This window comes from Streptomyces yangpuensis (assembly GCF_024666385.1).
Taxonomy (GTDB): Bacteria; Actinomycetota; Actinomycetes; order Streptomycetales; family Streptomycetaceae; genus Streptomyces; species Streptomyces yangpuensis.
Window position 1 is genome coordinate 6,801,274 of record NZ_CP102514.1, and the last position, 25,375, is coordinate 6,826,648.

23 protein-coding genes are annotated in these 25,375 nt (G+C 73.0%); 9 read left to right on the top strand and 14 right to left on the bottom strand.

Annotated elements, in window-relative coordinates; genetic code table 11:
* Positions 1 to 173: 173 nt before the first annotated feature.
* The 3 genes from NRK68_RS30795 to NRK68_RS30805 all read right to left on the bottom strand — a co-directional run bounded on the left by NRK68_RS30795 (position 174) and on the right by NRK68_RS30805 (position 5,792).
* Positions 174 to 1,025, bottom strand: coding sequence for a class I SAM-dependent methyltransferase (locus NRK68_RS30795; RefSeq protein WP_183064450.1), 852 nt, complete (start codon positions 1,023 to 1,025; stop codon positions 174 to 176).
* A gap of 41 nt (positions 1,026 to 1,066) precedes the next feature.
* On the bottom strand, positions 1,067 to 3,535 hold the full coding sequence (locus tag NRK68_RS30800; protein ID WP_257857382.1) for a SpoIIE family protein phosphatase: 2,469 nt from the start codon (positions 3,533 to 3,535) through the stop codon (positions 1,067 to 1,069).
* Positions 3,536 to 3,737: 202 nt separating this feature from the next.
* Positions 3,738 to 5,792 (bottom strand): calcium-binding protein, encoded by a 2,055-nt coding sequence (locus tag NRK68_RS30805; protein WP_257857383.1) that lies wholly within the window; start codon positions 5,790 to 5,792, stop codon positions 3,738 to 3,740.
* Positions 5,793 to 5,989: 197 nt separating this feature from the next.
* Between NRK68_RS30805 and NRK68_RS30810 the strand changes: the two genes are divergently transcribed.
* The 3 genes from NRK68_RS30810 (at position 5,990) to NRK68_RS30820 (ending at position 8,179) form a co-directional block, all read left to right on the top strand.
* Positions 5,990 to 6,508 carry a MarR family winged helix-turn-helix transcriptional regulator gene (locus NRK68_RS30810; protein WP_257857384.1) on the top strand — a complete coding sequence of 173 codons (519 nt, stop codon included), beginning with the start codon at positions 5,990 to 5,992 and terminating at the stop codon, positions 6,506 to 6,508.
* 217 nt (positions 6,509 to 6,725) lie between these two features.
* A complete protein-coding gene (locus NRK68_RS30815) occupies positions 6,726 to 7,196 on the top strand; it encodes a hypothetical protein (protein ID WP_257857385.1) in 471 nt (156 codons plus the stop codon).
* Positions 7,197 to 7,273: 77 nt separating this feature from the next.
* The gene (locus NRK68_RS30820; RefSeq protein ID WP_257857386.1) at positions 7,274 to 8,179 is read left to right on the top strand and encodes an NmrA family NAD(P)-binding protein; all 906 of its coding nucleotides are present in this window, start codon (positions 7,274 to 7,276) and stop codon (positions 8,177 to 8,179) included.
* 13 nt (positions 8,180 to 8,192) lie between these two features.
* Here NRK68_RS30820 and NRK68_RS30825 read toward each other — a convergent pair whose 3' ends face one another.
* Entirely contained in the window at positions 8,193 to 8,753 is a 561-nt protein-coding gene (locus NRK68_RS30825) for a hypothetical protein (RefSeq protein ID WP_183064456.1), read from the bottom strand.
* 366 nt (positions 8,754 to 9,119) lie between these two features.
* Between NRK68_RS30825 and NRK68_RS30830 the strand changes: the two genes are divergently transcribed.
* Complete coding sequence (locus tag NRK68_RS30830; RefSeq protein WP_257857387.1) at positions 9,120 to 10,406, top strand: extracellular solute-binding protein; 1,287 nt, start codon at positions 9,120 to 9,122, stop codon at positions 10,404 to 10,406.
* A gap of 109 nt (positions 10,407 to 10,515) precedes the next feature.
* The gene (locus NRK68_RS30835) at positions 10,516 to 10,689 is read left to right on the top strand and encodes a hypothetical protein (RefSeq protein ID WP_183064946.1); all 174 of its coding nucleotides are present in this window, start codon (positions 10,516 to 10,518) and stop codon (positions 10,687 to 10,689) included.
* Between the two features lie 37 nt (positions 10,690 to 10,726).
* Here NRK68_RS30835 and eno read toward each other — a convergent pair whose 3' ends face one another.
* The gene (gene eno / locus NRK68_RS30840; RefSeq protein WP_257857963.1) at positions 10,727 to 12,034 is read right to left on the bottom strand and encodes a phosphopyruvate hydratase; all 1,308 of its coding nucleotides are present in this window, start codon (positions 12,032 to 12,034) and stop codon (positions 10,727 to 10,729) included.
* Positions 12,035 to 12,228: 194 nt separating this feature from the next.
* On the opposite strand from eno, the gene NRK68_RS30845 reads away from it, so the two are divergent.
* Positions 12,229 to 12,651 (top strand): MarR family winged helix-turn-helix transcriptional regulator, encoded by a 423-nt coding sequence (locus tag NRK68_RS30845; RefSeq protein ID WP_257857388.1) that lies wholly within the window; start codon positions 12,229 to 12,231, stop codon positions 12,649 to 12,651.
* 16 nt (positions 12,652 to 12,667) lie between these two features.
* On the opposite strand, the gene lysA is transcribed toward NRK68_RS30845, so the two are convergent.
* Positions 12,668 to 14,002, bottom strand: a complete 1,335-nt coding sequence (gene lysA, locus NRK68_RS30850) for a diaminopimelate decarboxylase (protein WP_257857389.1) — start codon at positions 14,000 to 14,002, stop codon at positions 12,668 to 12,670.
* 12 nt (positions 14,003 to 14,014) lie between these two features.
* Positions 14,015 to 14,365, bottom strand: coding sequence for an SAV_915 family protein (locus NRK68_RS30855; protein ID WP_183064460.1), 351 nt, complete (start codon positions 14,363 to 14,365; stop codon positions 14,015 to 14,017).
* A gap of 264 nt (positions 14,366 to 14,629) precedes the next feature.
* On the opposite strand from NRK68_RS30855, the gene NRK68_RS30860 reads away from it, so the two are divergent.
* Both NRK68_RS30860 and NRK68_RS30865 read left to right on the top strand, forming a co-directional pair.
* Complete coding sequence (locus NRK68_RS30860; RefSeq protein WP_183064461.1) at positions 14,630 to 15,004, top strand: hypothetical protein; 375 nt, start codon at positions 14,630 to 14,632, stop codon at positions 15,002 to 15,004.
* Positions 15,005 to 15,067: 63 nt separating this feature from the next.
* Positions 15,068 to 16,057, top strand: a complete 990-nt coding sequence (locus NRK68_RS30865) for a phosphotransferase family protein (protein ID WP_183064462.1) — start codon at positions 15,068 to 15,070, stop codon at positions 16,055 to 16,057.
* A gap of 4 nt (positions 16,058 to 16,061) precedes the next feature.
* Here NRK68_RS30865 and NRK68_RS30870 read toward each other — a convergent pair whose 3' ends face one another.
* Complete coding sequence (locus NRK68_RS30870) at positions 16,062 to 16,640, bottom strand: SMI1/KNR4 family protein (RefSeq protein ID WP_257857390.1); 579 nt, start codon at positions 16,638 to 16,640, stop codon at positions 16,062 to 16,064.
* A 361-nt stretch (positions 16,641 to 17,001) separates the two neighbouring features.
* A complete protein-coding gene (locus NRK68_RS30875) occupies positions 17,002 to 17,235 on the bottom strand; it encodes a hypothetical protein (RefSeq protein ID WP_183064463.1) in 234 nt (77 codons plus the stop codon).
* Positions 17,236 to 17,586: 351 nt separating this feature from the next.
* On the opposite strand from NRK68_RS30875, the gene NRK68_RS30880 reads away from it, so the two are divergent.
* On the top strand, positions 17,587 to 18,039 hold the full coding sequence (locus NRK68_RS30880; protein WP_257857391.1) for a flavodoxin family protein: 453 nt from the start codon (positions 17,587 to 17,589) through the stop codon (positions 18,037 to 18,039).
* Positions 18,040 to 18,089: 50 nt separating this feature from the next.
* On the opposite strand, the gene NRK68_RS30885 is transcribed toward NRK68_RS30880, so the two are convergent.
* The 5 genes from NRK68_RS30885 to NRK68_RS30905 all read right to left on the bottom strand — a co-directional run bounded on the left by NRK68_RS30885 (position 18,090) and on the right by NRK68_RS30905 (position 25,329).
* Entirely contained in the window at positions 18,090 to 18,833 is a 744-nt protein-coding gene (locus tag NRK68_RS30885; RefSeq protein WP_257857392.1) for a class I SAM-dependent methyltransferase, read from the bottom strand.
* Between the two features lie 172 nt (positions 18,834 to 19,005).
* Positions 19,006 to 19,863, bottom strand: a complete 858-nt coding sequence (gene xdhC, locus NRK68_RS30890) for a xanthine dehydrogenase accessory protein XdhC (protein ID WP_257857964.1) — start codon at positions 19,861 to 19,863, stop codon at positions 19,006 to 19,008.
* A 1-nt stretch (position 19,864) separates the two neighbouring features.
* Entirely contained in the window at positions 19,865 to 22,342 is a 2,478-nt protein-coding gene (xdhB, locus tag NRK68_RS30895; protein ID WP_257857393.1) for a xanthine dehydrogenase molybdopterin binding subunit, read from the bottom strand.
* Positions 22,339 to 23,853, bottom strand: a complete 1,515-nt coding sequence (locus NRK68_RS30900; RefSeq protein WP_183064894.1) for a xanthine dehydrogenase small subunit — start codon at positions 23,851 to 23,853, stop codon at positions 22,339 to 22,341. Before NRK68_RS30900 ends, xdhB begins: the two co-directional genes overlap by 4 nt.
* A 468-nt stretch (positions 23,854 to 24,321) precedes the next feature.
* The gene (locus NRK68_RS30905) at positions 24,322 to 25,329 is read right to left on the bottom strand and encodes an ArsR/SmtB family transcription factor (RefSeq protein WP_257857394.1); all 1,008 of its coding nucleotides are present in this window, start codon (positions 25,327 to 25,329) and stop codon (positions 24,322 to 24,324) included.
* Positions 25,330 to 25,375: the final 46 nt, after the last annotated feature.

Genomic DNA, 25,375 nt, shown 5'->3' on the forward strand with positions numbered 1-25,375 from the left:
CCGGGCCGGCCCGGGGCGTCCGGAAGCCGCCCGAAGGCGCAGGTCGCAGCCCCTGCCACCGAGGCGGACCGACGAGCGCGGCGCCCGCGCCGGTCCTCGGGGGCGCCGCCGGGACGAGCTGGCCGCACGGATCCTTTAAGGCTCAGTTGATCCCGCCTTAATGCTCCGCGAGGTCAGGGGCGGGTCGCCCGGACGATCCAGGTCGCGGAGGCGTAGCGCACGCCGTCACCCGTCTCGTGGGCGGTGAGGGTGGCCCTCAGATCGTCGACGGCACGACGCCGGCCCTCCTCGTCGAGACCGTCGAGCAGCCAGCCGAGCAGGCCCAGTGTGAACCGCTCCGCGTCGGCCGCGTCCGCACCGAACCACATCGCCTCTTCGTGCGGCTCCAGCTCGACGCCGGTGAAGCCGGCGGCGCCCAGTACGTTCCGCACCCGGTCCGGCTCGGCCAGCGAGAACGGCCCGGGAACGCCGGGCGGGGGCCCGGTCGTCGGACGTCCCGCGGCCAGTGCCCCGGTGAACGCGAGGAACCACTCGTTCTCCGCCGCCGCCTGCCACACCAGCTGTACGAGGCGGCCGCCGGGGCGCAGCGCACCACCGATGTTGCGGAACGCGGCCACCGGGTCGGCGAAGAACATCGTCCCCGTCCGGCTCACGGCCACGTCGAACGACGCCGCGGGAAAGGCGTGGTTCTGGGCGTCCGCCTGCACGAACTCGGCGTTGGGCAGGCCCTCGGCCACCGCCCGCCGCCGTGCCTCCCGCAGCATCGCCGCGGACAGGTCCACGCCCACCGCCAGGCCGTCGCTCGCCCGCCGCGCCGCCGCACGGGTCGTCTCGCCTGTGCCGCAGCCGATGTCCAGCACCCGGTCGGAGGCGGACACGTCGGCCGCGGCCAGGAAATGCGGGAGATAGGCGCGTACCGCGCGGTCGAACCGGTCGGCGTGCTCCGCCCAGTACGCACCCTCCTGCCCGTCCCAGGCAGCAGCCTGCTCGGCGTTCGAGGGATCGACCCGAGGAGTGCTGCTCATGGCCACCACCTCCCGTGGTTCCGGGGCGTCGGCCGGCCCCGTCAGGCGTGCGGCAGGGTCTGTTCGGACCACACGGTCTTGCCTCCCATGGTGTATCGGCTGCCCCAGCGGTGCGAGAGCTGGGCGACGATGTACAGGCCCCGACCGCCTTCCTCGGAGTTGCGCGCACGGCGCATCCGGGGCTGGGTGTTGCTGGAGTCGGAGATCTCGCACGTCAGGGTGTCCGCCCGGATCAGGCGGAGCCGGACGGGTCCGCCCGCGTACCGGATGGCGTTGGTGACCAGCTCGCTGACGATGAGCTCCGTGCTGAAGGAGAGCTCGTCGAGGTCCCAGGCGGTCAGCTGGGCGAGGACGAGATGGCGGGCGTCGGCGACGACCGCCGGGTCCGCGTCGAGCAGCCACGTCGCGATGGACGCGGCCTCCACCACCCGGGTGCGGGCCAGCAGCAGGGTGACGTCGTCCCTCAGCCTGCCCGGCGGCAGCCCTTCCACGATGTCGTGCCGGGCCTGGCGCAGCGGCCGGCCGAGTACGTCCGAGCGCAGCAGCCGGTCCGCGAGGTCGCGCATGCCGTGGTCGATGTCCCCCTCCCCGCGTTCGATCAGGCCGTCGGTGTACAGGGCGAGGACGCTCCCCGGCGGCAGCTCGCGCTCGACCGGCTCGAAGGGCCAGCCGCCGACCCCCAGGGGCGGACCGGGGCTCAGCTCGACGTACCACACGGTTCCGTCCGGGCTGACGACGGCCGGGGGCGGGTGCCCGGCGCTGGCCATGGCGCAGGTTCGGGTGACCGGGTCGTACACGGCGTACAGGCAGGTGGCGCCGGCCGGGCCGCCGGGCAGCGGAAGGCCCGCGTCTGTGTCGTCGGGGTCGTCGCTCTCGGCCTCGGAGGCGAACTGCACGACCATGTCGTCCACGTGCGCGAGCAGTTCCTCGGGCTCCAGTTCCAGGTCCGCCATCGCCCGTACGGCGCTGCGCAGGCGTCCCATCATGGCCGTGGCGTGCAGTCCGTGGCCGGCGACGTCCCCGACGACGAGGGCGACACGGGCCGACGACAGCGGGATCACGTCGAACCAGTCGCCGCCCACTCCGCTGTCCGCGTCGGCGGGCAGGTAGAGACCGGCCGCCTCCACCGCGGGCTTCTCCGAGGTGGCGGGCGGCAGGAGGCTGCGCTGCAGGCCCACGGCGGTGCGGCGTTCCTTGGTGTAGCGCCGGGCGTTGTCCACGGCGACGGCGGCACGGGCGGCGATCTCCTCCAGCAGGGCGAGGTCGTCCTCCTCCGGCGCAGCGGCGTCGCCCGTGCGCCAGAGCGTGAGCCGGCCGAACCTGATGCCCCGTGCGCACAGCGGGGCCGTCATCGCCGAGTGCGCGCCCGGCACGGCCGTCGCCCATGCGGGGGCCGCGTCGTCCCCGGAGCCCGCGGAGCCCCCCGAGCCCGCGGGCCGGTCCCCGAGGCCGGTGATCAGCTCCCCCTTGCATTCCCGCCCTTCGGGCCCGTCCGGTCCTGGGGTGGCGAGGGGCGCCGCGAACCGGGCCGTCCCGGTGCGCAGCGCCTCCGATTCCGCTCCGGCGACGGCCATCCGGATCAGGGGCAGGGTGGGCTGCCCGTCGGCGGGGGGTTCACCACCGGTCAGCACGGTCTCCGCGAGGTCGACCGCGGCGCAGTCGCCGAACGCGGGCGCCAGGACCTTCACCAGGTCCTCCACGGTGCGCAGGACGGACAGCGAACCGCCCAGCGCTCCGGTCGCGCGGTACAGCAGGTCCAGGCGTTCGCGCGCCCGTTCGTGGTCGGTGACGTCGGTGAACACGGCCGCCACCCCCATCGGGTGGCCGTCGGGTTCCTGGAGCCGGAACGCCTGGACGGTCACGATCCGGCCGGCTCTCGGGTCGTCGATGGTGTGCACGGTCGTGTTCAGGCCGACCAGGGGGATCCCGCTGTGGACGACGTCCCGCAGCCGGTCGTCGATGATCCGCGCGTCCTCGGCCCACAGGAAGTCGGCCAGCCGCCGCCCGTACAGTTCGACGGGCACCCCGGTGTACGGCAGCAGGTGCGAGTTCGTCCGGAGCAGCCGCAGGTCCCTGTCGAAGACGGCCAGGCCCACCCGGCCCTGCAGGAACAGTTCGTGCGTGAAGGCGTTGTCCTGCCGCCACCGGGCGACCAGTTCCAGGGCCGCCCCGAGCACCAGGAACCGGGCCGCGTTCCCGTGCGCGCCGGTCAGCGGGACGACGCGGAAGCCGATCTCCAGCGCGCGGCCCGAGCCGTGCCGCAGTGAGGCACGGCCCTCCCAGCCCGCCCGGTCCCCCTGCCCGGCACCCTGCGCCAGCACCGCTTCCCAGCTGCCCGGGTCCGCGAGCAGGTCGCGTGCGGGGCGGCCGCACACGTCCGCGGACCGGCGTTCCAGGAGGGTTTCGGCCGCCCGGGTCCAGGCGACGACCGTCCCGGCGCCGTCCAGCAGGGCCGCGGCCGTGTTGGTGACAGCGAAGGGGTAGTCCTGGTTTCTCTCGGTGGCGCGCATGCGTGCCCATCTCGTCCGCCGGTGCCGCTGTCCTCATGCTGGTCGATGTCCGCAACGGCAGCCAGAGGCGTTGCGCCGTCCGGTACCGCTCCGGGCATCAGTCCCAGTGTCCCGCGGACACCCCGCGGGCAGGAGGGCCGCGCGACCGGCGGGCCGCCGTCCGGGTCCAGCGGGTGTCCGACCCTGATCCGCCGGACATCCCCTAGGGGCAGCTGATACGGGCATCGCCCGGGTCGGTGGTGCAGGTGTCGGTGCCGGGGCCGCCGTTCGCGGTGTCGTTGCCGGCCACGGAGTCGACGGTGCCGAGCCGGTCGTTTCCGTAGTTGCCCAGGAGGGTGTCGTTCCCGGCGTTGCCGTTCAGGGTGTCGTCGCCGTGTCCGCCGTCGATGGTGTCGTTGCCCGCACCGCCGTGGACGGTGTCGTTGCCGTAGCCGGGCCGGATCGTGTCGTTGCCGCCGAGTCCGCAGATCACGTCGGTGAAGAAGCCGCCGTTCAGGGTGTCCGCGCCGCTGGTGCCGATGATCGTGCAGCCGCGGGCGTTGTTCACGGCGGTGTTCACGGTGGCCCGGTCGTTGCCGGGGACGGGGTCGGTCTCCGCCGCGTCCGCCGTGGCGGTGTCGGAGAGGGTGCCGGTGCTCCGGGGCTCGGCCACCACGGTCACGGTGGCGGAGGCGCCCGCGGCGAGGGTCCCCAGGGTGCAGTTCGCCCCGGTCGCGGTGGTGGTGCAGCCGCCCTGGCTGGGCGTGGCCGACAGGAGGGAGCCGCCGGCTCCGGTCAGGGTGTCGGCCAGGGTGACGGCCGTCGCGGGGGTGGTGGTGCCGGTGTTGCGCACCGTGACCGTGTACGTCGCCTGGTCGCCGATGCTGACCGTGGCGGGGCCGGACAGGGTGACGGCCAGGTCGACGCCGGCCGGGGGCGGGGGAGTGGTCCCGCCGCCCTCGTACCGGGCGAGCGCGAAGTCCTCGCCGGCCCCGCCGCCGCCCACGGCCACGATCCTGCCGTCGGTGAGCAGCGCCACCGAGCGGGCCAGGTCGGCGCCCCCGAGGTTGGTGCTGACGGCGCCGTCGCCGCCGCCGAAGCCCGTGTCCGGGCTGCCGTCGGTGTGGTACCGGGCCAGCGCGAAGTCGCCGTTCCCACCGCCGGCGGCGACGAGCCTGCCGTCGGACTGCTGGACCACGTCGTGGGCGGAGCCGCCGCCCTGGGGGCCGCCGAGGTCGGTGGTCACCCTGCCGTCGCCGCTGAAGCTCGTGTCGGGGGTGCCGTCGGCGTGGTAGCGGGCCAGGGCGAAGCGACCAGGGCTGGAGCCGCCTGCGGCGACGATCCTGCCGTCGGACTGCACCACCACGTCCTGGGCGGTGTCCATGGAGCCGAAGTCGGTGGTCGTCCGGCCGTCGCCGCTGAAGGTCGTGTCGGGGCTGCCGTCGGCGTTGTAGCGGGCCAGCGCGAAGTCGCGTACGAGGCCCTCGGTGGTGTCGCCGGCGGCGACGATCCTGCCGTCGGGCTGGAGGGCCAGGGCGTACGCCGTGCTGCCCTCCTGGAGGCCTCCGAACTCGGTGAACACCTTGCCGTCGCCGTCGAAGGTGGTGTCGAGGCTGCCGTCGGCGGCGTTGTACCGGGCCAGGGCGAACACCCCGCCGACACCGCCGGCGGCGACGATCTTGCCGTCGGCCTGTACCGCCACGTCGGAGCCCCGGTCGGCGCCACCGCCGCCGAGGTCGGTGACCGCCTTGCCGTCGCCGTCGAAGGTGGTGTCGAGGCTGCCGTCGGGGTTGTACCGGACCACCGTGAACCAGGCGACGCCGCCTTCGAGGTTCTCGCTGACGCCGACGACGACGATCTTGCCGTCGGCCTGGAGGGCCACGCCCTCGGCGCTGTCGGAGCCGCCGGCGATGTCGGTGGACACCGTCCCGCCGTCGCCGAAGGTGGTGTCGAGGCTGCCGTCCGGGTTGTAGCGGACCGCCGCGAAATTGCCGAAGAAGTCCGTCGCGTCGCTGCCGACGGCGACGACCTTGCCGTCGGGCTGCACGACCGTGTCGGCGGCGGCCTCCGCGGCACCGAGGTCGGTGGTCACCACCCCGTCGCCGCCGCCGAACGAGGGGTCCAGGTCGCCCGGGGCGGCCAGCGCGGCCCCGGGCAGGGCCACGGCGAGCGCCAGGGCCAGGGCCACCGCGGTGCCGATCCGGTCCGCGCGGCGCCGGCGGCCTCTGCGTGCGAGTCGTGTCCGGTCCCTGCGCGCACCCCACGTGAACGTCGACATGCAGACCCCTCTGCCGCTGCTCGCCCTGTCTTCGGTCACTCCTCGTGACGGGCCACAGCTTCCGGCCACCACGTCGGCGGGACGGTGGCGGCTCGCCGCACGCGCGCCGCCGTGTACGGCGGTTCCACCCGACCGCCGTACACGATCACCGGGACGGGGACCTGGACACGGAGATAGTTAGCTGCCATATTAGTTTCATGAAGAAGAACGGGATCGACGGCGAGGCGCCCACCCTGGATCAGGCCAGGCGGCAGGTCGAGCACTACGGCCTGGACGCCGATCCGCAGGCGGTGCTGGTCGCCGTGCGGCTGATCTCGGCGGGCGCGAGGGTCGGCCGGGCGGCCGAGGCGCACTTCGCCAGGTTCGGCCTGTCGACTGGCCGCTACCGCCTGCTCGCCGATCTCGAGGACCACGGCGGCGAGAAGTCCCCCTCCCGGCTCGCCGCCGACCTCGACGTCTCCAGGGCCACGGTCACCGGCCTGCTGGACGGTCTGGAAAGGGAAGGGCTCGTCGCCAGGCGGCCGTCCACGGAGGACGGCAGGGGTACCGTCGCCATCCTGACGGCGCGGGGGGCGCAGCGCCTGCGTGACATGGCGCCCGAGCATTTCGGGCGGCTGGAGGCGATGGTGGGCGGGCTCTCCGTGGCGGAGCGCACGGTGTTCCTCGACCTGCTCGCCCGTGTGGTGCGCGGCAGCGAGGCCCTGGCCGACGACTGATCCGCCGCGCGGGCCGCCGTCCGGGCCCGCTGCCCGAGCCGCCGTCCGGGCCGCCGTCCGGCCTGCTTTGTTCCGGCCTGCTTTGTCCGGCTCGTCCGGCCCCGCCCTTTCGGGCCGGGCCTTTTCCTTCCCCCAATAGTTAGCTGCCTAATTATCTCGGCCGGAAGGTCCTGCTCAGTCCGGCCCGCGTGCCCCACCGAATGAGAAAGGGGTCGTCATGACCGCAACGAAGGACAGAACCGGCCGTAGCCGACCGACGCCCCGGCCCTTCGCCCTGTGGCGCGAGGTGCTGACCGCCTACGCCGCCCCCGCCCTGACGGCCGGTGCCGCCGGAATCGCCACCGGGCAGCGGGACCTGGCCGTGGCCGCCGTGACCTCCATCGCCGGCACCTCCGCCGTGGTGGCGTTCCTGGTCGGCGCCTGGCTGCGGAACGGCGGGCATCCCCGGCGCTGGACCAGGTCCACCGGGCTGCCGGGAGCCGCCGTGACCGTCGTCCTGGCCGTCGCGGCCACCGGCGCCGCCGCACTGCTGGGATGGTTCGCCGCCCAGTGGCTGCCCGCCCACACCCCCGTACCCGGCGGTCCCCGGCTGGAGCGCCTGCGGATCGACCTGCCCGTCTCCGCGGCTCTCGCCGCCACGATCGTCACTCTGCGCTGGCGGAGCACCCTCGCGACGCCCCGCAGGTGACCGGCCCCGGGCCGGCGCGCCGCCGACCGGAACTCACCAGGAACCAGGAACCAGGAACCCAGAAACGAGGAAACCAAATGATCGCCGTCATGGGAGCGACCGGAGCGACGGGCAACGCCGTGCTCCACAGCCTCCTCGCGCTCGGTGCACCCGTCCGCGCGTTGACCCGTACCCCGCACGACCCGATACCCGGCACCACCGGCACGCACGGCCCGCGGCCGGAGGTCCGGTACGCGGACGCCGCGGACGCCGGCTCGCTGCGCACTGCCTTCGAGGGCGCGAGCAGGCTCTTCCTCGCCATGGCCAACGGCCCCGCACAGGTCGAACTCGAATCCCGCGCCATCGACATCGCGGCCCGGTCCGGGATCGAACACATCGTCAAGATCTCCGCGCCCGCCGCCGAACCCGACTCCCCGGTCGCCGTCTCCCGCGGACACCATGCCGTGGAGCAGCACCTGCGCACCCTCGGGGTGAGCCACACCGTCCTGCGCCCCTACGCGTTCATGCAGAACCTGCTGCGGTCGGCCCCGGGAATCGCCCGGGGCGTGATCCTCGGTGCGATGGGCGACGCCCCCTGCAACTACGTCGACTGCAGGGACATCGGCGACGTCGCCGCTGCCGCGCTCACCCGGCCCGGCATCGCGACCGGGTCCTACGTCCTCACGGGTCCGGAAGCCGTCTCCCACCCCGAACTCGTCCGGCGCCTGAGCCTGGTGACGGGGCATCGGGTCCGCTACGTGCGTCTCACCCCGGAGGAGTTCCGCGAACACTTCGTCCACCGCGCCCATATGCCCGCGTGGCTCGCCGAGCATGTGACGGAGATCCAGCAACTCGCCGTCGCCCGGCCCGAAATCCCCACCGACACGGTCGCCCGCATCCTCGGCCGCCCGCCCCGGACCCTCGACGCCTTCCTCCACGAGAACCGCCACCATTTCCGCACCCAGGCCGCCGGCCCGGGGCCCCGCCCCGGGGACAGGGCTTGAGCCCGGACACCCCCTAGACGGGGCAGGGGCGGTATTCGAGGGCGAGCTCGCGGTCCACGGCGTAGCTGGTGCGCATGGAAGCGTCGGTGACCTTCTGCCAGGAGCCGTACTTCACGTACAGCTGGTCGGCGGTCGGCCCGAGGGGGTTGCCGTACTTGGCCGTGTTGCGCTCCTCCAGGATCCGGACCTCCTCGGGGGTCATGCCCGCGCGCGTGATCTCCTTGGCCTGATTGCGCATGTCGACGAGCTCCCGGGCGATCTCCTCGTCGGAGGCGCCGGCTTCGCGCATGTCGGCCTCGGTGCGGTGCATGGCTTCCAGCAGGTCGTGGTAGCGGATCCGGGTGCGCTGCGCCTCGACCTTCTCGGCCATGGGCAGGACGCGGATACGGCACACGACCGGATCGGTGCTGGGACAGGGGTCGTCCGCCGGGACGGGCGGGGCCAGCGGTGCGGTGATGATCGAACCGCAGGCCTCAGCGGCGGTGACGGCGGTGGTCCCGCCCGTGGCCAGCAGGGCGACGGCGGCCACGAGGGGGAGGAGGACGCGGCGGGGGAGGGTCGGGGAAAGTCGCATGCGGGCATCCTCGGCCCGGCTCGCCCCGGCCCCGGGCCGACTCCGCCCGCGTACTCCCGGCTCACTCGAACGTGGGCTGACGGACCGTTTCGCCACCCGCCGAACGGGCCCGTACCGGGGTGGGAGCCGGGCGCCGGGAACCGGGCGGTGGGGCGGCCGTCCGTTCTACGCGCGTGGGACCGTTCGGATCATCGTCGGATGCCACAAGGGGCCCGGCCTGCGACTGGATCATCGGCCACACCTGCTCCCGGAGCGGAATCAATCCCTCCAATCCCGGGGGATGATTCCGGCCACCGGGCCGCAGGGCACCCCTGGCTGGGTGCACCGTGCGCGGCGCCATCCAAGCGACACCAGGGGAATACGCTCGTGCGACGAAAGATCTTCGGGCCGGCCGCCACCGCGGTCGTACTCGGCCTCCTGCCGCAACTCTCCGGATGCGGCGCCGCGGACGGCGGCGGGGATGACGGCGGCACGCTCCGGCTGGTGGCCGCCGAATACGGCGACACCCCGGCCACCAGCTCCAAGGCGTACTGGGACAAGGTGACGGGCGCCTTCACCGAGGCCAACCCCGGCATCAAGGTCGAGGTCCGGCTGCTGCCGTGGGCCGACATCGACCGCGAGGTCTCCCGCATGGTCCGCAAGGGCGAGGCACCCGACGTGGCGCTCATGGGCTCCTACTCGGACTTCGCCGCGCAGGGCGAGCTGTACTCCGCGGAAGAGCTCCTCACCGTCGGCGCCGAGGCGAACTTCCTCCAGCCGCTCGCCGAGGCGGGTACCTTCGACAGCCGCCTGTACGGCCTGCCGTTCGTGGCGAGCAGCCGCCTGCTCTTCTACAACGAGGCGCTGTTCGCCAAGGCCGGCGTCAAGGAGGCCCCCAGGACCTGGTCCGACCTGAAGGCAGCCGCCAAGGCGCTCAAGGACAAGGGCGTGAAGTACCCGTACGCGCTGCCGCTCGGACCGGAGGAGGCGCACGCCGAGGCGCTGATCTGGGAGCTGAGCAACGGCGGCGGTTACGCCGACAGCAGCGGCAACTACAGCCTGGACTCCGAGAAGAACGTCCGCACCTGGCAGTGGGTCAGGGACAACCTGGTCACCCCCGGCCTCGTCGGGCCCGTTCCGCCGTCCGGGACGAACCGGGCCGACGCGTTCGCCGCCTTCCTGCGGGGCGAGGTCGGCATGCTCAACGGCTACCCGTCGCTCGCCCACGAGGCGGCGGCGAAGGGCATCGGCGTCGGCACCGTGGCCATGCCGGTCTCGGACTCGCTGGGCCGCGAGGAGAGCCCGCCGACCGTGGGCGTCGCCGACTGGATGGTGGCGTTCAAGCAGAACGGCAAGCGCGAGGAGATCGGCAGGTTCCTGGAGTTCGTCTACCAGGACAAGAACCTGTCGGACTTCGCGAGCCGCTACCACCTGCTGCCGGCCACCGCCTCCGCCGCACGGACCCCGGCCGGCGGCGGTCTCAGCCCGACCGACGAGGACTTCCTGAACGCCCTGCGGACGGCCCGGCTCTATCCGGTGAACGACCCCTCGTGGCTGGCGGTCAGTGACGCGATCAAGCGCAACATCGGCCGCGCCGTGGAGCCGGGCGGTGACCCGAAAGCCGTCCTGGAGGACATAGCCGACAAGGCCGAGGAGGCCGCGGGCGAGAGCTGACCGCCCCGGCCAGCTCACGCACCGGCCGGCCGGCGCACCCGTGTCAGGAAGCCGACAGGAATTCCGCCGGACCCTCGTCATCGAGGGGATCCGGCGGGATTCTCGTCAGGTGACCAGCGACTGGCTTCCCGACCGCGGCATCCGCCGGACCGTACGCGCCCTGGGGGTGGCCGGCCTCGCGGTCACCGCCACCGGCGCCGCCCTCGAAGCGATGTGGCTGCTCGGCCTCGGCGTCTGGGGGATCATCGCCGCGATGGGCATCGAGATCGTCTACCGGCCCTGAGCGCCGGTGCCAGCGCCAGCGCCGGTGCCGGCACCGGTCAGGCCCGGCGCAGTGCGGAGCCGCCCGCGAAGCGGGCCGCGTCCCCCAGTTCCTCCTCGATACGGATCAGCTGGTTGTACTTCGCCGTGCGGTCGGAGCGCGAGAGCGAGCCGGTCTTGATCTGCCCGCAGCCGGTCGCCACCGCCAGATCCGCGATGGTGGTGTCCTCCGTCTCGCCCGAGCGGTGCGACATGACGGCCGTCCAGCCCGCCCGGTGGGCCGTGGCCACGGTGGCCAGCGCCTCGGTCAGGGTCCCGATCTGGTTGACCTTGACCAGCACCGAGTTGCCGACGCCGGTACGGATGCCCTCGCGCAGCAGTGCCTCGTCCGTGCAGAACACGTCGTCGCCGGTGAGCTGGCAGCGGTCGCCGACGCGGGCGGTCAGCTCGCGCCAGCCCTCCCAGTCGTTCTCCGCCATCGGATCCTCGATGGAGACGACCGGGTAGGCGTCGATCAGCCGGGCCAGGTGATCGGCGTGCTCGGCGGGAGTGCGCCGCACTCCCTCGCCGGCGTAGTCGTACACCCCGTCGCGGAAGAACTCCGACGAAGCCGGGTCCATGACCAGGCCGATGTCCGTGCCGGGGCGGTAGCCGGTGCGCTCGATCGCGGCCATCACGAAGTCGAGCGCCTCCTCGGCGGTGCGCAGCGCGGGTGCGAAGCCGCCCTCGTCACCGACGCCCGTGGAGTGTCCGGCGGTCAGCAGGTCGAGGCGCAGCGTGTGGAAGACCTCGCTGCCCATGCGGACGGCCTCGGCGAAGGTGTCCGCGCCCACCGGGGCGATCATGAACTCCTGGAAGTCCAGCGGATTGTCGGCGTGTGCACCGCCGTTGACGATGTTCATCATCGGCAGCGGCAGGAGGTGGGCGTCGGGGCCGCCGAGGTGGCGGTAGAGGGGCAGGCGGTGGGCCGCCGCCGCGGCCTTGGCGGCGGCGAGCGAGACGCCGAGGATCGCGTTGGCGCCGAGCCGGGACTTCGTGGCGGTTCCGTCGAGCGCGATCAGCGCGGCGTCGAGGCCCGCCTGGTCCGCGGCGTCCCGGCCGCGCACCGACGCGGCGATCTCTCCGTTCACGTGGGCGACCGCCCGGTCGACGCCCTTGCCGTGCCAGCGCGTGGGGTCCCCGTCGCGCAGCTCCACGGCCTCCCGGGCGCCCGTGGAGGCGCCGGAAGGAACGGCCGCGCGCCCCAGTGAGCCGTCCGTCAGGACGACGTCGACCTCGACGGTGGGGTTGCCCCGGCTGTCGATGATCCGGCGGGCGGTGACGGTCTCGATGCGGGCGTCGACGGAAGCGGCGGCATGTGCGGACATGGCGGCCTGTGCGGACATGGTGGGGTCCTCCCGTTGTCGTGTGCCGGGACCCCGGCTGCGACAGCACTGGCGCCGGCCCCGGCAACGCAAAACCATACAGCAATGCTGTGCAGTTCTGCTGTACAGCTGTGCTGCGCAGTATTGCTGTACAGTTCAGGTGCACAGCTTTGCTGACCAGCGGGGTAAAGTGCCCTATGCCCTCCTCCGAAGCCGCCGCCATCGCCGCCGAACTGCGCATCGCGACGGGCAGGCTCATCCGGCGCGTCAAGGACGAGGACCGCATCCCGCTGGGCCAGGCCGCCGTGCTCGGCGCCCTCGACCGCAACGGCCCGATGACCACCAGCGACCTCGCGGCCGACCAGCGCGTACGCCCCCAGTCCATGGCCCGGGCGGTGGGCCTGCTCCTGGAACAGGGCCTGGTCACGCGCCGGGCGCACCCCACGGACGGCCGCAAGTCGCTGGTCGAGCTGTCGGACGCGGGCCGGACCGCGCTCGAAGCCGAGCGCGGCCGCCGGGCCGGCTGGCTCGCCCAGGCCATCGCCGCCGAACTGAGCGACGAGGAGCGGGAGTTGCTGGCCCGGAGCATCGTCCTGCTGGAGCGGCTCGCCGCCCGCTAGGGCCCGCACCCCGGATTCAGTCGCCGACGTCCCGGCTGCGGAAGTCCTCCAGGGTCTCGCGCCGGACCAGCAGTCTGGCCGATCCCTCGTGGACCGCGACGACCGCGGGGCGGCCCACGAGGTTGTAGCCGGAGGCCATCGACAGCTGGTAGGCGCCGGCCACCGGTACGGCGAGCAGGTCGCCGGGGCGGACGTCACCCGGCAGTTCCACGTCGGCCGCGAGGATGTCGCCCGCCTCGCAGTGCCGGCCGACGACCGTGGTCGTACGGGGTCCGGCCGTCGGGGCACGGCCGACCAGCCGGGGCGCGTAGCGCACCCCGTACAGCGCGGGCCTCGGATTGTCGCTCATGCCGCCGTCGACGGCGACGAACACCCGCGCCCCCGTCTGCTTGACGGCCAGTACGCGGTACAGGGCGACGCCGGCGGGCCCGACCACCGCCCGCCCGGGTTCGACGAGGAGCCGCGGGACGGGCAGCCGGGCGGCGGCGCATCCCGCGACGAGTTCCGTGCGCAGCCTCCGGGCCAGCGAGGCCGGATCGAGCGCGGGTTCGCCCGGCCGGTAGGCGATTCCGTGCCCGCCGCCCATGTCGAGCTCGGGCAGGACGACTCCGTGCGCGTCGCGGATGCGGGCCATCAGTGCGACCATGCGGCGCAGGGCCACCACATACGGCTTCACCTCGGTGATCTGGGAGCCGATGTGGCAGTGCAGGCCGGTCAGTCCGAGCTGCGGCTGGCCCAGGATCCGGGACACGGCGTGCTGCGCGCCCCCGTCGTCGAGGGACAAGCCGAACTTCTGGTCGTCCGTGCCGGTACGGATCTTGTCGTGCCCCCCGGCCGACACGCCCGGTACCACCCGCACCATGACCTTCTGGTGCCCGTCGGGGCCGACGGCGGCCGCGATCCGGGCGATCTCCGAGGGGCCGTCGATGACGATCCGCCCGACACCCAGCCGCAGCGCGGCCTCCAGGTCGCGGGGCGACTTGGCGTTGCCGTGCAGCACGATGCGCTCGGGCGGGAACCCGGCGGTGACCGCCAGCTCCAGTTCTCCGGCCGAGCAGGTGTCCAGGCCGAGGCCCTCCTCCCGTACCCAGCGGACCATGGCCCGTGACAGGAAGGCCTTGGCCGCGTACAGCACGTCGGCGTCGGGGAAGGCCTCCCGGTACGTCCGGCAGCGGCCGCGCACCTCTCCTTCGTCCAGGACGTAGGCCGGTGTCCCGAACCGGTCCGCCACCTCCGCCAGCGACACCGCGCCGACGGCCAGGCCGCCGTGCGGGAGCCGTCGCGTGGACGCGGGCCACAGGGCCAGGTCCTCCGCGCCGGCGGTTGCCTCGGCGAGCAGGGAAACGGTCATCAAGTGCCCCTCTCAGAGTGCGCGGGCCGCGACGTCGCCGGTCCGCGTCCGGGCCTGCGTCGGCGCCGGGGTGACGGCGGGAGCGGTCAGGGTCGGGTCGATCGTCAGCAGGCACCCGCCGAGCGGCGAGGCCAGGGCGCGGAGCGCGGACTCGGACAGCCGGATCCACGGGTGCCCGGCCCCGAGGGTGGCCGCCAGCAGGTCGGGGCGGGTGAATCCGACGGCGGTGCGCTCACCCAGGGGGGTGCGGAAGATCCGCAGTACCACCTGCGTCGCCGTACCCGGCCGGACGGGCACGTAGAGGGGTCCGGCCGGGCCCTGTTCCTCGGGCTCGGGATCGTCGGCGTACTGGAACAGACACATGGGCCCTCCCTGGGGAACCACGAGTGGCGGCTGAGGCCCCGGATGCGGGGAGGCGGTCCGGGGCACGGCAAGGAAGCTATCCCCGCTCCGGCCGCCCGGAGCCGCTCCGTAACGGGGCCCTGACGGCGACCGGCCGAGTCCATACGCGTCGCTGACGCCGGGCGGGGGCTTGACGGCGGCTCCGGAAAAGATGACACTCGGAGTGCAAGTTGTTTTGTCCTTATTAGTTTATTTGTCTGCTTTTGGTGTGGGAAAGGTGAGCCCATGTCCGTCCTGTACGCATATGCCGCAGCGGGCGCAGCCGTGGGTGCCGTATGGGCCTTCGGCGCGGACATGCCGGCGTGGGAGCACGCACTGCGCGTACTCGTGATCGTGCTCTGCGTCAGCGTGGCCGGACGCCTCATCGCCCCCCGCCTTGCCCGCACCGGCAGGGCCCCGCTCGACCGGGGACTGTTCCTCGGGCTGGTCGCGGCGAAGGTGCTGCTGGTGGCCGTGGCGCTGCTGGTGGACTGGGCCGCCGGACTGTGGTTCTCCGAACCGGCTCTGATCACCGCCGGGTTCCTGTTCGTCCTGGTGACCCTCGGCGGCCCCGTGCTGCACGGCCGGCTGACGAACGGCGTTCCCCGGCCGTCCTGTTGACGGATCCACGACCGTCCGTGGCGCCGTCGGCGACCGGCGCCCGGCGGTGGATAGTCTGCCCCCATGGGCGAGGGGACGAACGGCATGGGTGGGGAACCGGACGGCCGGGAGTGGAGTGCCACGCGCTCCTGGGTGGAGCAGGGGCTGGGCGGGGCGGAACGCATCGACCGGGTCGTACGGCTGCGCGGCGGCTGGACCTCGCAGATGCGGCGCCTGGACCTCAGTGGCCCGGGCGGCCCGCGCTCACTGGTCCTGCGGTCCTTCGTCAAGCCCTTCTACGTCCGGCACGCCGAGGGTCTGCTGACCCGCGAGGCCGCCGTCCTGCGCCTGCTCGACGACACGGACGTACCCGCCGCCTCGCTCGCGGCGGTGGACGCGACCGCGGAGCACTGCGACCACCCCTCCCTGCTGATGTCCCTGCTGCCGGGGACCGTGCGGCTGGGCGACGGGGACGCCGGCGACCGGGACGCCTCCGACCGCGCCGAACTGCTCGCCGGACAGCTGGTGAACATCCATCGGCTGCCCGTGACGGCGCCGCAACGGCCCCGCCCCTACCAGCCCTGGACCTCTCCCGAGCGGGTGACCCCGCCCGCCACCACCGCGCGGCCCGAGCTCTGGCGGCGGGCGATCGACGTGATCCGCCGGGACCCCCCGGCCCATCGGGGCTGCTTCCTGCACCGGGACTTCCATCCCGGCAACGTCCTCTTCACGGGCACCGGCGGTGATCTCCGCATCAGCGGTGTCGTCGACTGGGTGGAGACCTCCTGGGGCCCGGCCGACCTGGACGTGGCCCACTGCTCGACGGCCCTCGCCCTGCTGCACGGAGTACCCGCGGGCCTGCGCTTCGCCGACCGCTACACCGCGGCGGGAGGAACCCTGTCCGACGGCCGTGACCATCTCTACTGGCGGCTGCTCGACGCACTGGCCTTCGCCCCGGACGCCGAGAAGGTCGCCGTCCCCTGGCGCGAGCTGGGCCGCGTCGACCTCACCCCCGAGGTCCTGACCCACAGGCTGGAGGACTACGTCGAAGCCCTCGTCGAGCGCTACGCCTGACCCGTCACACGGCCTCGCGCCGGGCTGCTCCGAGGGTCTCGTCCGCCGTCTCGAAGCGGTGCTCCACCGGCCGCAGCACCTCGTGGAGATGTCCGAAGTACGCCGTCTCCGCCGCACCCGTGAGCACCGCCAGCAGGAAGGCCACGCACTGCGTGTCATGGTGCTCCCACAACGGCCCGCGCCCCTCGTTGTAGAGCACGGTCCACTCGTCCGGGTGCTGCCCGGGCCGTGCCAGCCAGTACAGGAAGGCGCCCGTGCCCTCCTCGTGCGCCCACGGCAGGATCCGGGCGCCCTCCTCCAGCAGGGCCGCCGGCCTCTCCTCGCCCATGCCCCACAGATCGGCCAGGATCTCCTCCCGTTCCGCCTTCTCCGCGTACAGGTCGCACGAGGCGTAGGCGGAGCCGGGGACCAGCAGCCAGACGGTTTCGTCGAAGACGCCGTCGCCGTACGCCTCGACGAGCCGCTTGTAGTCGGCGGGCAGCGCCGTGCCGAGGGTTTCCTCGGCCCGTGCCCAGTCCACCGTCCGCGGCGGATCGGCGGGCGGCGGCGGGCAGAGGCGGACGAGGTCGTCGAAAGCGGTCATGGAACGGACGCTACCGGGCCCCGGAGCACTGCATCGCGTCGATCCGAGCCTCTCCACGACGAGTTGTCGCAGGGCGTCGCCGTCGCGGGGGTCGACGGCGAGTGGGCCCGCCTCCAGGAAGTTCTCGGCGCTGAACACCGAGAGGCAGCTGCCCAGATGGCGGGAGAAGCGCTCCTGCGGACCGAACGCCAGGCGCCGGACCGATGAGTGCAGGCCGTCGGCGCCGACCGTGTGCGAAGCCGACGCGCACCCTGGCCTCGTCCTCGTCGAGCGTGGTGATGCCTGATCGAAGGCCCGGCCCCCGGCACCCCGGAGCCCGCCCGGCGGCTCATGTGACGACCCGCCGGGCGGCTCCTGGACGTCAGTAGAACATCCAGGCCGGGACCAGGTTGCCGTTGAATGTGAACATCACTTCCCCGGACAGACACGGTGGGTCTTCATTCGCCACGGCGGCCGCCTGGAAGGGGTCGCCGTAATTCCCCATCCAGCGCCAGCGTTTGAGTGACCTCTGCGCGGCGATGCGCTGCTTGATCTCGACTCCTTCCGCTACGGAAAGAACCCGGTCGGCAGCGATCTCCTCGTTCTGGTCCCCCATGCGGAGCCTCCTTGCGTGGTAGCTGTGTGTAGTGGACGACTACAGGCTGTGGTCAACCGTACCGATGTGCGGGCCCCGGGACCGGCGTGTCGGGCGGGGAGGCGCAAGGTCCACCGCATTGGCCCTGCGCCCCGCCGCGGCGGCCACCGGTGGTGGAGTGCGGGCCGTCGGCGGCGTTCGGCAGGCGGACGGGAGTGCCGGCCTCCGGGCGACCCCGCCCGTCACCGCCTGGGCCCGGCCGCGGACCCGGCGGCACCGGGAACCCGGTCGCCGGGTACGGGGGCTGTCACATCCGGGAGGTCCGCTCGGTCCACGCTGGGAGAGGCGACGACAGACACCGGAGGGACACCGATGAAGACCCTGCTCGTGTGCACGTCCGTATCCCACGGCAACACCCGCCGCGTGGCACGGGCGATGGCCGAGGTACTCGACGCCCGCGTCGTCGCGCCGCAGGAGGTGACGGCCGAGGAGGTGGCGGGGTGCGACCTGGTGGGCTTCGGTTCCGGTGTCTTCGCGCAGCGGATGCACCCGGACCTGCTCCGGTTCGTGGCGGCTCTGCCGCCCTCGCCGGGGCGGGCCTTCGTGTTCGCGACGAGCGGCCTGCCGGAGCTCGCCTTCGCGCCGTTCACCCGGCCGCTCGTGCGGCTCCTGGCGGGCAGGGGGCGCGCCGTCGAAGCCACCTTCACCTGCCGCGCGTTCGACACGTGGGCGCCGTTCCGGCTGATCGGCGGCATCAACAAACAGCGGCCCGACGCGGACGACCTGAGCGCCGCCCGCGCGTTCGCGCGATGCCTCCTGGCATGAGTCCGCGCCGGCGGCCCGGCAACGGGCCGCCGGCGCGGCGGGCGATGCCGTCAGGCGCGGCAGCGCAGCATCTCGAGCGGCGGGTTGGCGTGGAAGTCCGACCAGAAGTCGGCGTCGAACTCGCGCTCGCCGGCCTCCGACACCGTCAGCGGCACCCAGGTCAGCTCACGGAACCCGGCGGCCCCCAGGCACTTCTCGTACACCTCGCGGCGCGGGAGGTTGGCGGTGAACGACACGGGCGGGTCGAGCAGCGCCGTGGTCCGGACCTGCGGTCCGGTCTCGCCCTGCGCGCCGGTGAGTTCGCTGCGGAAGCCGTACCTCTCCGGGGTGGGCCCGTCGAAGCGGAAGTCGGGCGACTGGTTGAGCAGGAAGAGCTCACCGCCGGGCTTCAGACTGCGGTGCAGGGCCCGGCACATCCGCTCCGTGGTGGCGATGTCCTCCGCGTAGTTGAGCAGCTGGACCGCCAGGGCCACGTCGAAGGGCTGCTCGATGGTTCGCAGATCGGCCACGTCGCCGACCTCGTAGCGCACACCCAGTGGGTCGTCCTTCTCCAACTGCTGTGCCACGGAGATCATTTCACCGGAAATGTCGATGCCCAGCACCTCCGCCGCACCCCGCCGCCTGAACTCCCTGCTGTAGAAGCCGGTTCCGGACGCCAGGTCGAGGACCGACCTGCCGCTCACGTCCCCGACCAGGGCCAGGAAGCTGGGTACCACCACGTACTGTTCGAGGGGCAGGGCCTTGAACCCCTCGTAGGCCTCACCGATTTCGTCGTACTGCTGCTGCGCGCTCATCGTGATGTCCTCCCCGTTGCGGCATGCTCCGGCCGCGGCGTCCCCGTCCCCGGGTGCGGCCGCGGCCACTGCCTGGAAGTCTCTACGGGGCCGGGCGGCCGCCCGTACTGGCAGAACCGACGAAGATCCGGGCACCCTCCCGGTGTCGTGTACGACGGCCGCCCCGAGCCGATCAGTCCGCGCCGTCGGCGGCCCCGCTCCGCCCGGCATCCCGGTGCGGTCCGGCGGCATCCTGTTCGAATCTGCGGAGCAGGTCGGCCGCCACGCTCACCGCGATCGTGGCGGGCTCCTTCCCGGCGATCCCCGGGACCCCGATCGGCGTCCTGATCCGTTCGATGGCGGCGGCGTCATGGCCGCCCTCGGTGGCCAGGCGCTGCCGGAACCGCGCCCACTTCGCCGACGAACCGATGAGACCGATCGAGCCCAGACCGGCGGTACGCAACGCGGCGTCGCACAACGCCGCGTCCTCGGCATGGTCATGCGTCATGATCAGGACGTGGGCGCCGGACGGCAGTTCCGCGAGGACCTCCTCCGGCAGCAGCGGGGTGTGATGCACCCGGACGTGCGCCACCGCGTCCGCGAGCACGCCGAGCCGCTCCTCCGTGAGCATGTCCGGGCGGCTGTCGATCAGGTGCAGGTCCAGTTCGTGGCGCGCCAGGATGCGTGCCAGCTCCAGCCCCACGTGTCCGACGCCGAAGACCGCCACGGCCTGGACCACCGGCAGCGGTTCGAGCAGTACGGTGACGGCTCCGCCGCAGCACTGCACGCCGTGGCGGCCGGTGACCTTGTCGTTGAGGGCGAACTCCATGAGCTCCGGCTCCGGATCGGCCGCGCCGGTCAGCTCGCGGGCCCGGTCGATGGCGACGGCCTCGATGTTGCCGCCGCCGATCGACCCCCAGGCCTCGGTACGTCCCACGACGAGCTTGGCACCGGCCCGGCGGGGCGCGTGGCCGCGCACGGTCGCGACGGTCACGAGCACACCGGGTTCCCGGCGTGCCCGCAACCGCGCGACCGCGGCCACCCAGCTCATCTCAGGCATGGCTCAGCGCGCTCGCCCCGGCGCCGTCCGCGCCGCCGCCGCCCCCCGGATCGCCGTCCGCGCCGCCGCCGTCGTCCGCCGGCTCACCGTCCGCCTGCCCACAGGCCGCCTGCTCGCCGCGGGGCTGTTCGCCATACACCGCGCCGCCGCTGCGCGCCGACTCGACCGCCCAGTACACCGCCTCGGGCGTGGCCGGGGAGGCCAGTTCCACGCAGACCCCCTCGGGTCCGAAGGCCGCCGCGGCCTGCCTCAGCGCCTCCCGTACCGAGAAGGCCAGCATCAGCGGAGGCTCACCCACCGCCTTGGACCCGTAGACCGCGCCCTCCTCCGTGGCGTTCTCCAGCAGCCGGACATTGAACTCCTCGGGCATCTCCGAGAAGCTCGGCAGCTTGTACGTGCTCGCCGCCTGGGTCAGCAGCCGGCCGCGGTGCGGCCCGTCGCCGGCGTCCCACCGCAGGTCCTCCAGGGTCAGCCAGCCCGCGCCCTGCACGAAACCGCCCTCGACCTGACCGACGTCGATCATGGGGGAGAGGCTGTCGCCGACATCGTGCACGATGTCCACCCGCCGGATCCGGTACGCCCCGGTGAACCCGTCCACTTCCACCTCGGCCGCCGCGGCGCCGTAGGAGAAGTACTTGAACGGCGAGCCCTGGAACATCTTCGCGTCCCAGTGCAGCCCCTCGGTCCGGTAGAAACCGGCGGCCGACAGCTGGACCCGCTGGAAGTACGCGGTGCGCACCAGGTCGTCCCAGGCCAGCACCTCCTCGCCGCCGAGGACGCGCGCGACGCCGTCGACGATGCGCACGTCCGAGGCGTTCGCCCCCAGCCGGGTGCCGGCGACCTGGAGCAGCCGCTCGCGGATCTGCTCGCAGGCGTTCTTCACCGCCGCGCCGTTGAGGTCCGCCCCGGCGCTGGCGGCGGTGGCGGAGGTGTTGGGCACCTTGTCCGTGCGGGTCGGCGCCAGCCGCACCTTGTGCAGCGGAATGCCCAGCGTGGTCGCCGCCACCTGCAGCATCTTGGTGTGCAGGCCCTGCCCCATCTCGGTGCCGCCGTGGTTGATCAGGACCGAGCCGTCCTTGTAGACCAGCACCAGCGCGCCGGCCTGGTTGAACGCGGTGAGGTTGAAGGAGATCCCGAACTTGATGCCGGTGACCGCGAGTGCCCGCTTGGTGTGCGGATGCGCGGCGTTGAAGGCCGCGATCTCCGCCCTGCGGTCGGCGACGCGGGCATCGCCCTGGACCTCGCGCCAGACGGCCGAGATCCGTTCGGGGTGCAGGACCCGCTGACCGTACGGGGTCGAGTGGCCCTGCCGGTAGAAGTTGCGTTCGCGCAGCTCCATGGGATCCAGACCGAGCAGCGGTGCGCACCGGCCCATGATGTCCTCGATCACCAGCATGCCCTGCGGTCCGCCGAAGCCGCGGAAAGCGGTGTTGGAGACCTTGTTGGTCCTGGCGATACGGCCGGTGACCCGCGCGTTGGGAATCCAGTACATGTTGTCGATGTGGCACAGGGCGCGCGCCACGACGGGCTCGGACAGATCCAGGCTCCAGCCGCCGTCCGCGGTCAGCGTGGCCTCCAGGGCCTGGATGCGGCCCTCGGCGTCGAAACCGATCCGCCACGCCGCGTGGAAGCCGTGGCGCTTGCCGGACATGGTCAGGTCCTGGGTCCGGTTGAGCCGGACCCGGACGGGCCGGCCGGTCAGCCTGGCGCCGAGCGCGGCGACGGCCGCGAACCCGTGCGGCTGCATCTCCTTGCCACCGAAGCCGCCGCCCATCCGCAGGCACTGCACGGTCACCTCGTGGCTGTGCAGGCCGAGCACGTGCGCGACGATCTCCTGCGTCTCCGAAGGGTGCTGGGTGCTGCTCTGGACGAACATCTGCCCGTTCTCGTCGACGTGGGCCAGCGCCGCGTGCGTCTCGAGATAGAAGTGCTCCTGGTCGGAGAAGTGGAACTCGCCGGTGAACACATGGGCGGAGTCCTCGAAGCCGGCGTCGACGTCGCCGGTCACCATCACCGGCCGGGCGCCGTGGAAGCTCCCGGCCGCCATCGCCTCCCGCAGCGTGATCACGGAGGGCTTCTCGTCCAGCTCCACCTCGACGGCCGCCGCCCCGAGCCGGGCCGCCTCCAGGGTCTCACCGAGCACCCAGGCGACGGCATGCCCGTGGAACATGACGGTGTCGGGGAACAGCGGTTCGTCGTGCTTCATCCCGGCGTCGTTGACGCCGGGCACATCGGCACCGGTCAGTACGCGGACCACACCGGGCACGGCGAGGGCGGGCCCGGTGCGCAGCGCGGTGATCGCGCCGTGGGCCTTCATGACCTGGACCGGGTACGCGTGCAGCACGTCCTTGGTGCGGTGGACCAGGTCGTCGGTGTAGAGGGCGGCGCCGGTGACGTGCAGGCCGGCGCTCTCGTGCGGCAGCGGAAGACCGACCACGGGCTTCTCGGGACGCTGGGACAGATGGCTCATGACGACACCGCCTCGGTGGTTCGCGCGTACAGCTTCAGCAGGCTCTGCTTGAGCATCGCGGAGCGGTACCCGGCGCTCGCGCGGTGATCGTCCATCGGCGTGCCCTCGGTGCTGAGCACCCGGGCGGCGGCCTCGACGCTCTCCGCCGTCCAGGGCCTGCCTTCCAGGGCGGCCTCGGTGGCCAGGGCGCGGACCGGGGTCGCGGCGACGCCGCCCAGGCCGATGCGCGCCGTGCGGACGGTCCCGTCCTCGATGTCGAGGGCGAAGGCGACCGCGACGCTGGAGATGTCGTCGAAGCGCCGCTTGGCGATCTTGTGGAAGGCCGTCACGGGCGCCAGCGGCCGGGGAATGCGCACCGCGCGGATCAGCTCGCCGGGGCGCCGCACGCTCTGCCGGTAGCCGGTGAAGTAGTCGCCGAGGGGGACCTCGCGCTCGCCGTCGGCGCCGGTGAGCACCAACGACGCCTCCAGCGCGAGCAGCACGGGCGGACTGTCGCCGATGGGGGAGCCGGTACCCAGGTTGCCGCCGAGGGTGGCACTGTTGCGGATCAGCCGGGAGGCGAACTGCGGGAACAGCTCCGCCAGCAGGGGGACTTCACCGTCGAGGCGCCGCTCGATCTCCGTGAGGGTCAGCGCCGCACCGATCTCGATGCGCTCGGATCCGACGTGCAGCTCCCGCAGTTCCGGCAGCCGGTCGACGGCGATCACGCAATCCGCTCGACGGGAACGGATGTTGACCTCGACGCCCCAGTCGGTGCTCCCGGCGACGACCGTCGCACCGGGCCGCTCCCGCAGCAGCCGGACGGCGTCGGCCAGGGTGCCCGGCCGCAGGAACGCGCCGTCGTCCCGGACGTATGCGGTGGCGACCGGTTCGGGCGGGGCCTGCTCGCGACGGCGCGCCAGGGGGTCGTCCTGGGCGGGCATGCCGACGGCGAACGCGGCGTCGCGGATCGGACGGTAGCCGGTGCAGCGGCACAGGTTCCCGCTCAGCGCGTGCAGGTCGAAGCCGTTCGGACCGTGCTCGGAGTCGCTCGGGCCGTGCTCGGAGCCGCCGTCCTGACCCGTTCCGTCGGCCGGTTCGACCGGTTGGGCCCGGTCGCTGTGCGCGCACCGGTCGGGACGGTAGTACTCGGAGGCCATGCTGCAGATGAACCCCGGTGTGCAGTAGCCGCATTGGGAGCCGCCGCGGACGGCCATCTCCTGCTGTACGGGGTGCAGCACGGCCGGCGCACCGGATGCGTCGGCGGTGGCGAGGCCCTCGGAGGTGACGACCTCCTGGCCGTCGAGCGCCGCGACCGGCACCAGGCAGGCGTTGACGGCCACCCAGTCGGTGGGCTTCTTCACCCCGGGACGCGCCACCAGGACCGAACAGGCACCGCATTCTCCCTCGGCGCAGCCCTCCTTGGTCCCGGTCAGGCCCCGCTCGCGGAGGAAATCGAGCACCGTGGTGTGGGGTGCCGCCGGTGAAATCGGTGTTTCTTTCCCGTTGACCGTGATCCGCGCCGCTACCACGGCACGTCCCCGTTTCGGCGCACGGTCGATCGGACTGTCCAAGTCGCCATTTTCAGGAGCTTTCTCTTCCGGTGGTCGCAGCCCGGCATACGGAATACCGCAGCGCGACGCATCGGCACGCGACGACGTGCCGTAGGCGGTGACATAGATGAGAGAAGGTGCCGGGGCCGCACACGGGCACGCCGACGAAGGCGCTGCTCAGCAGCCGTGTGCTACGCGACCCGGAGCCCAGGCGATCTGGTGTGCGAGGCGAATCAGCGCGGAGACGGTCGACATCCGGATTTCGCCTCCTTCCAGCAGATCATGAGCGGGTGCCGTCGAAGTTACGTTGCCGCGCCTTCCTAGGTCAAGCACGGTTCGGTGGATTCCATGAAAGCCGGCCACCTCGACCGGCCGGTATTCGTGGGCGACACCAACGGCGCCCGTCACCCATCGCCCTGACCACCCTCACCCGTCACCCGTCACCCGTCACCCCTCACCCGTGGCCGCGGCGTCGGCGGCGTCGAGGAGCGCCTCGGCCACGGACGTACGGGCGTACAGCACGAAGCGCCCGGCCCGGTGTGCGCTGACCAGCCCCGCGTCGCGCAGCGCCGTGAGGCACTGGGACACCCCGGCCGCCGACAGCCCCGTACGGCGCGCGAGTTCGGTCGTGGCGGCCGGGGAATGCAGCTCGGCCAGCAGCAGGGACCGCGAGCGGCCGAGGACGGCGGCCAGGGCGCCGCCCGAGGAGGCCGGCCGGGGCTCCCACAGCGCACCGATACCGCGGGCGGGATAGGCCAGACCCGGCGGATCAGGTGGTGCCACGCGGGTGAACGGGACCGGCCCGGTGAACACCGAGGGAATCAGCAGCAGACCGGTGCCGGCCGCCCTCCGCGACAGCGGTCTGCTCCGGTCGGACAGCTGCAGGGCGCTGTCGTCCCAGCTCACCGAGGCGTGGAGCTCGTTGAAGAGGTGGCCCGCGCCGTGCTCGGCGACCTGCCGCGCCCGGTGGAAGACGTCGGCGTCGAGCACCGCCCTGATCCGCACCCAGTAGGGGGCCAGAGCCACCTCCCAGTAGGCCCGGATCTCCTCCACCAGCCGCTCCAGATGGCGGGGTACGTCGTCGTACAGGCCGCGGAGCGCCGGGCCGGGACGCCCCTGCTCGGCACCCAGCCGGTCGAGCTCCCCGCGGACCCGGTCGGCGGGCGTGGCCCGGATCGCGGCGAGCTCCTCCTCCAGCGTGGGGGTGGGCCCGGCGGGCGCCGGATTGAGGAAGTCGGGAACGTACCCCGAGGGCGGCACCAGTGCGGCGAGCAGCCCGCGGTCGAGACCGGTGGCCGTCAGCCGCGGCCGCACCTGCGCCGTCCACGCGCGGTGCACGGGGTGTTCGCGGCCCGACCGGAGCAGACGCATGCTCGGCCCGACCTCCCACATGGGGGAGACCACGAAGCGCATCCGCGCCAGATCGCCCACCGAGAACGCCAGTTCCGCCCGCATCGGCCGCCCACCCCCGCCTGCCCGCCTGCCTACCCCGAGGATTCAC

Excerpts from the sequence above, each read along its gene's own strand:
- NRK68_RS30795 (WP_183064450.1), bottom strand. The coding sequence starts at position 1,025 with ATGAGCAGCACTCCTCGGGTCGATCCCTCGAACGCCGAGCAGGCTGCT.
- NRK68_RS30800 (WP_257857382.1), bottom strand. The coding sequence starts at position 3,535 with ATGCGCGCCACCGAGAGAAACCAGGACTACCCCTTCGCTGTCACCAAC.
- NRK68_RS30805 (WP_257857383.1), bottom strand. The coding sequence starts at position 5,792 with ATGTCGACGTTCACGTGGGGTGCGCGCAGGGACCGGACACGACTCGCA.
- NRK68_RS30810 (WP_257857384.1), top strand. The coding sequence starts at position 5,990 with ATGAAGAAGAACGGGATCGACGGCGAGGCGCCCACCCTGGATCAGGCC.
- NRK68_RS30815 (WP_257857385.1), top strand. The coding sequence starts at position 6,726 with ATGACCGCAACGAAGGACAGAACCGGCCGTAGCCGACCGACGCCCCGG.
- NRK68_RS30820 (WP_257857386.1), top strand. The coding sequence starts at position 7,274 with ATGATCGCCGTCATGGGAGCGACCGGAGCGACGGGCAACGCCGTGCTC.
- NRK68_RS30825 (WP_183064456.1), bottom strand. The coding sequence starts at position 8,753 with ATGCGACTTTCCCCGACCCTCCCCCGCCGCGTCCTCCTCCCCCTCGTG.
- eno (WP_257857963.1), bottom strand. The coding sequence starts at position 12,034 with ATGTCCGCACATGCCGCCGCTTCCGTCGACGCCCGCATCGAGACCGTC.
- NRK68_RS30845 (WP_257857388.1), top strand. The coding sequence starts at position 12,229 with ATGCCCTCCTCCGAAGCCGCCGCCATCGCCGCCGAACTGCGCATCGCG.
- lysA (WP_257857389.1), bottom strand. The coding sequence starts at position 14,002 with ATGACCGTTTCCCTGCTCGCCGAGGCAACCGCCGGCGCGGAGGACCTG.
- NRK68_RS30855 (WP_183064460.1), bottom strand. The coding sequence starts at position 14,365 with ATGTGTCTGTTCCAGTACGCCGACGATCCCGAGCCCGAGGAACAGGGC.
- NRK68_RS30860 (WP_183064461.1), top strand. The coding sequence starts at position 14,630 with ATGTCCGTCCTGTACGCATATGCCGCAGCGGGCGCAGCCGTGGGTGCC.
- NRK68_RS30865 (WP_183064462.1), top strand. The coding sequence starts at position 15,068 with ATGGGCGAGGGGACGAACGGCATGGGTGGGGAACCGGACGGCCGGGAG.
- NRK68_RS30870 (WP_257857390.1), bottom strand. The coding sequence starts at position 16,640 with ATGACCGCTTTCGACGACCTCGTCCGCCTCTGCCCGCCGCCGCCCGCC.
- NRK68_RS30875 (WP_183064463.1), bottom strand. The coding sequence starts at position 17,235 with ATGGGGGACCAGAACGAGGAGATCGCTGCCGACCGGGTTCTTTCCGTA.
- NRK68_RS30880 (WP_257857391.1), top strand. The coding sequence starts at position 17,587 with ATGAAGACCCTGCTCGTGTGCACGTCCGTATCCCACGGCAACACCCGC.
- NRK68_RS30885 (WP_257857392.1), bottom strand. The coding sequence starts at position 18,833 with ATGAGCGCGCAGCAGCAGTACGACGAAATCGGTGAGGCCTACGAGGGG.
- xdhC (WP_257857964.1), bottom strand. The coding sequence starts at position 19,863 with ATGAGCTGGGTGGCCGCGGTCGCGCGGTTGCGGGCACGCCGGGAACCC.
- xdhB (WP_257857393.1), bottom strand. The coding sequence starts at position 22,342 with ATGAGCCATCTGTCCCAGCGTCCCGAGAAGCCCGTGGTCGGTCTTCCG.
- NRK68_RS30905 (WP_257857394.1), bottom strand. The coding sequence starts at position 25,329 with ATGCGGGCGGAACTGGCGTTCTCGGTGGGCGATCTGGCGCGGATGCGC.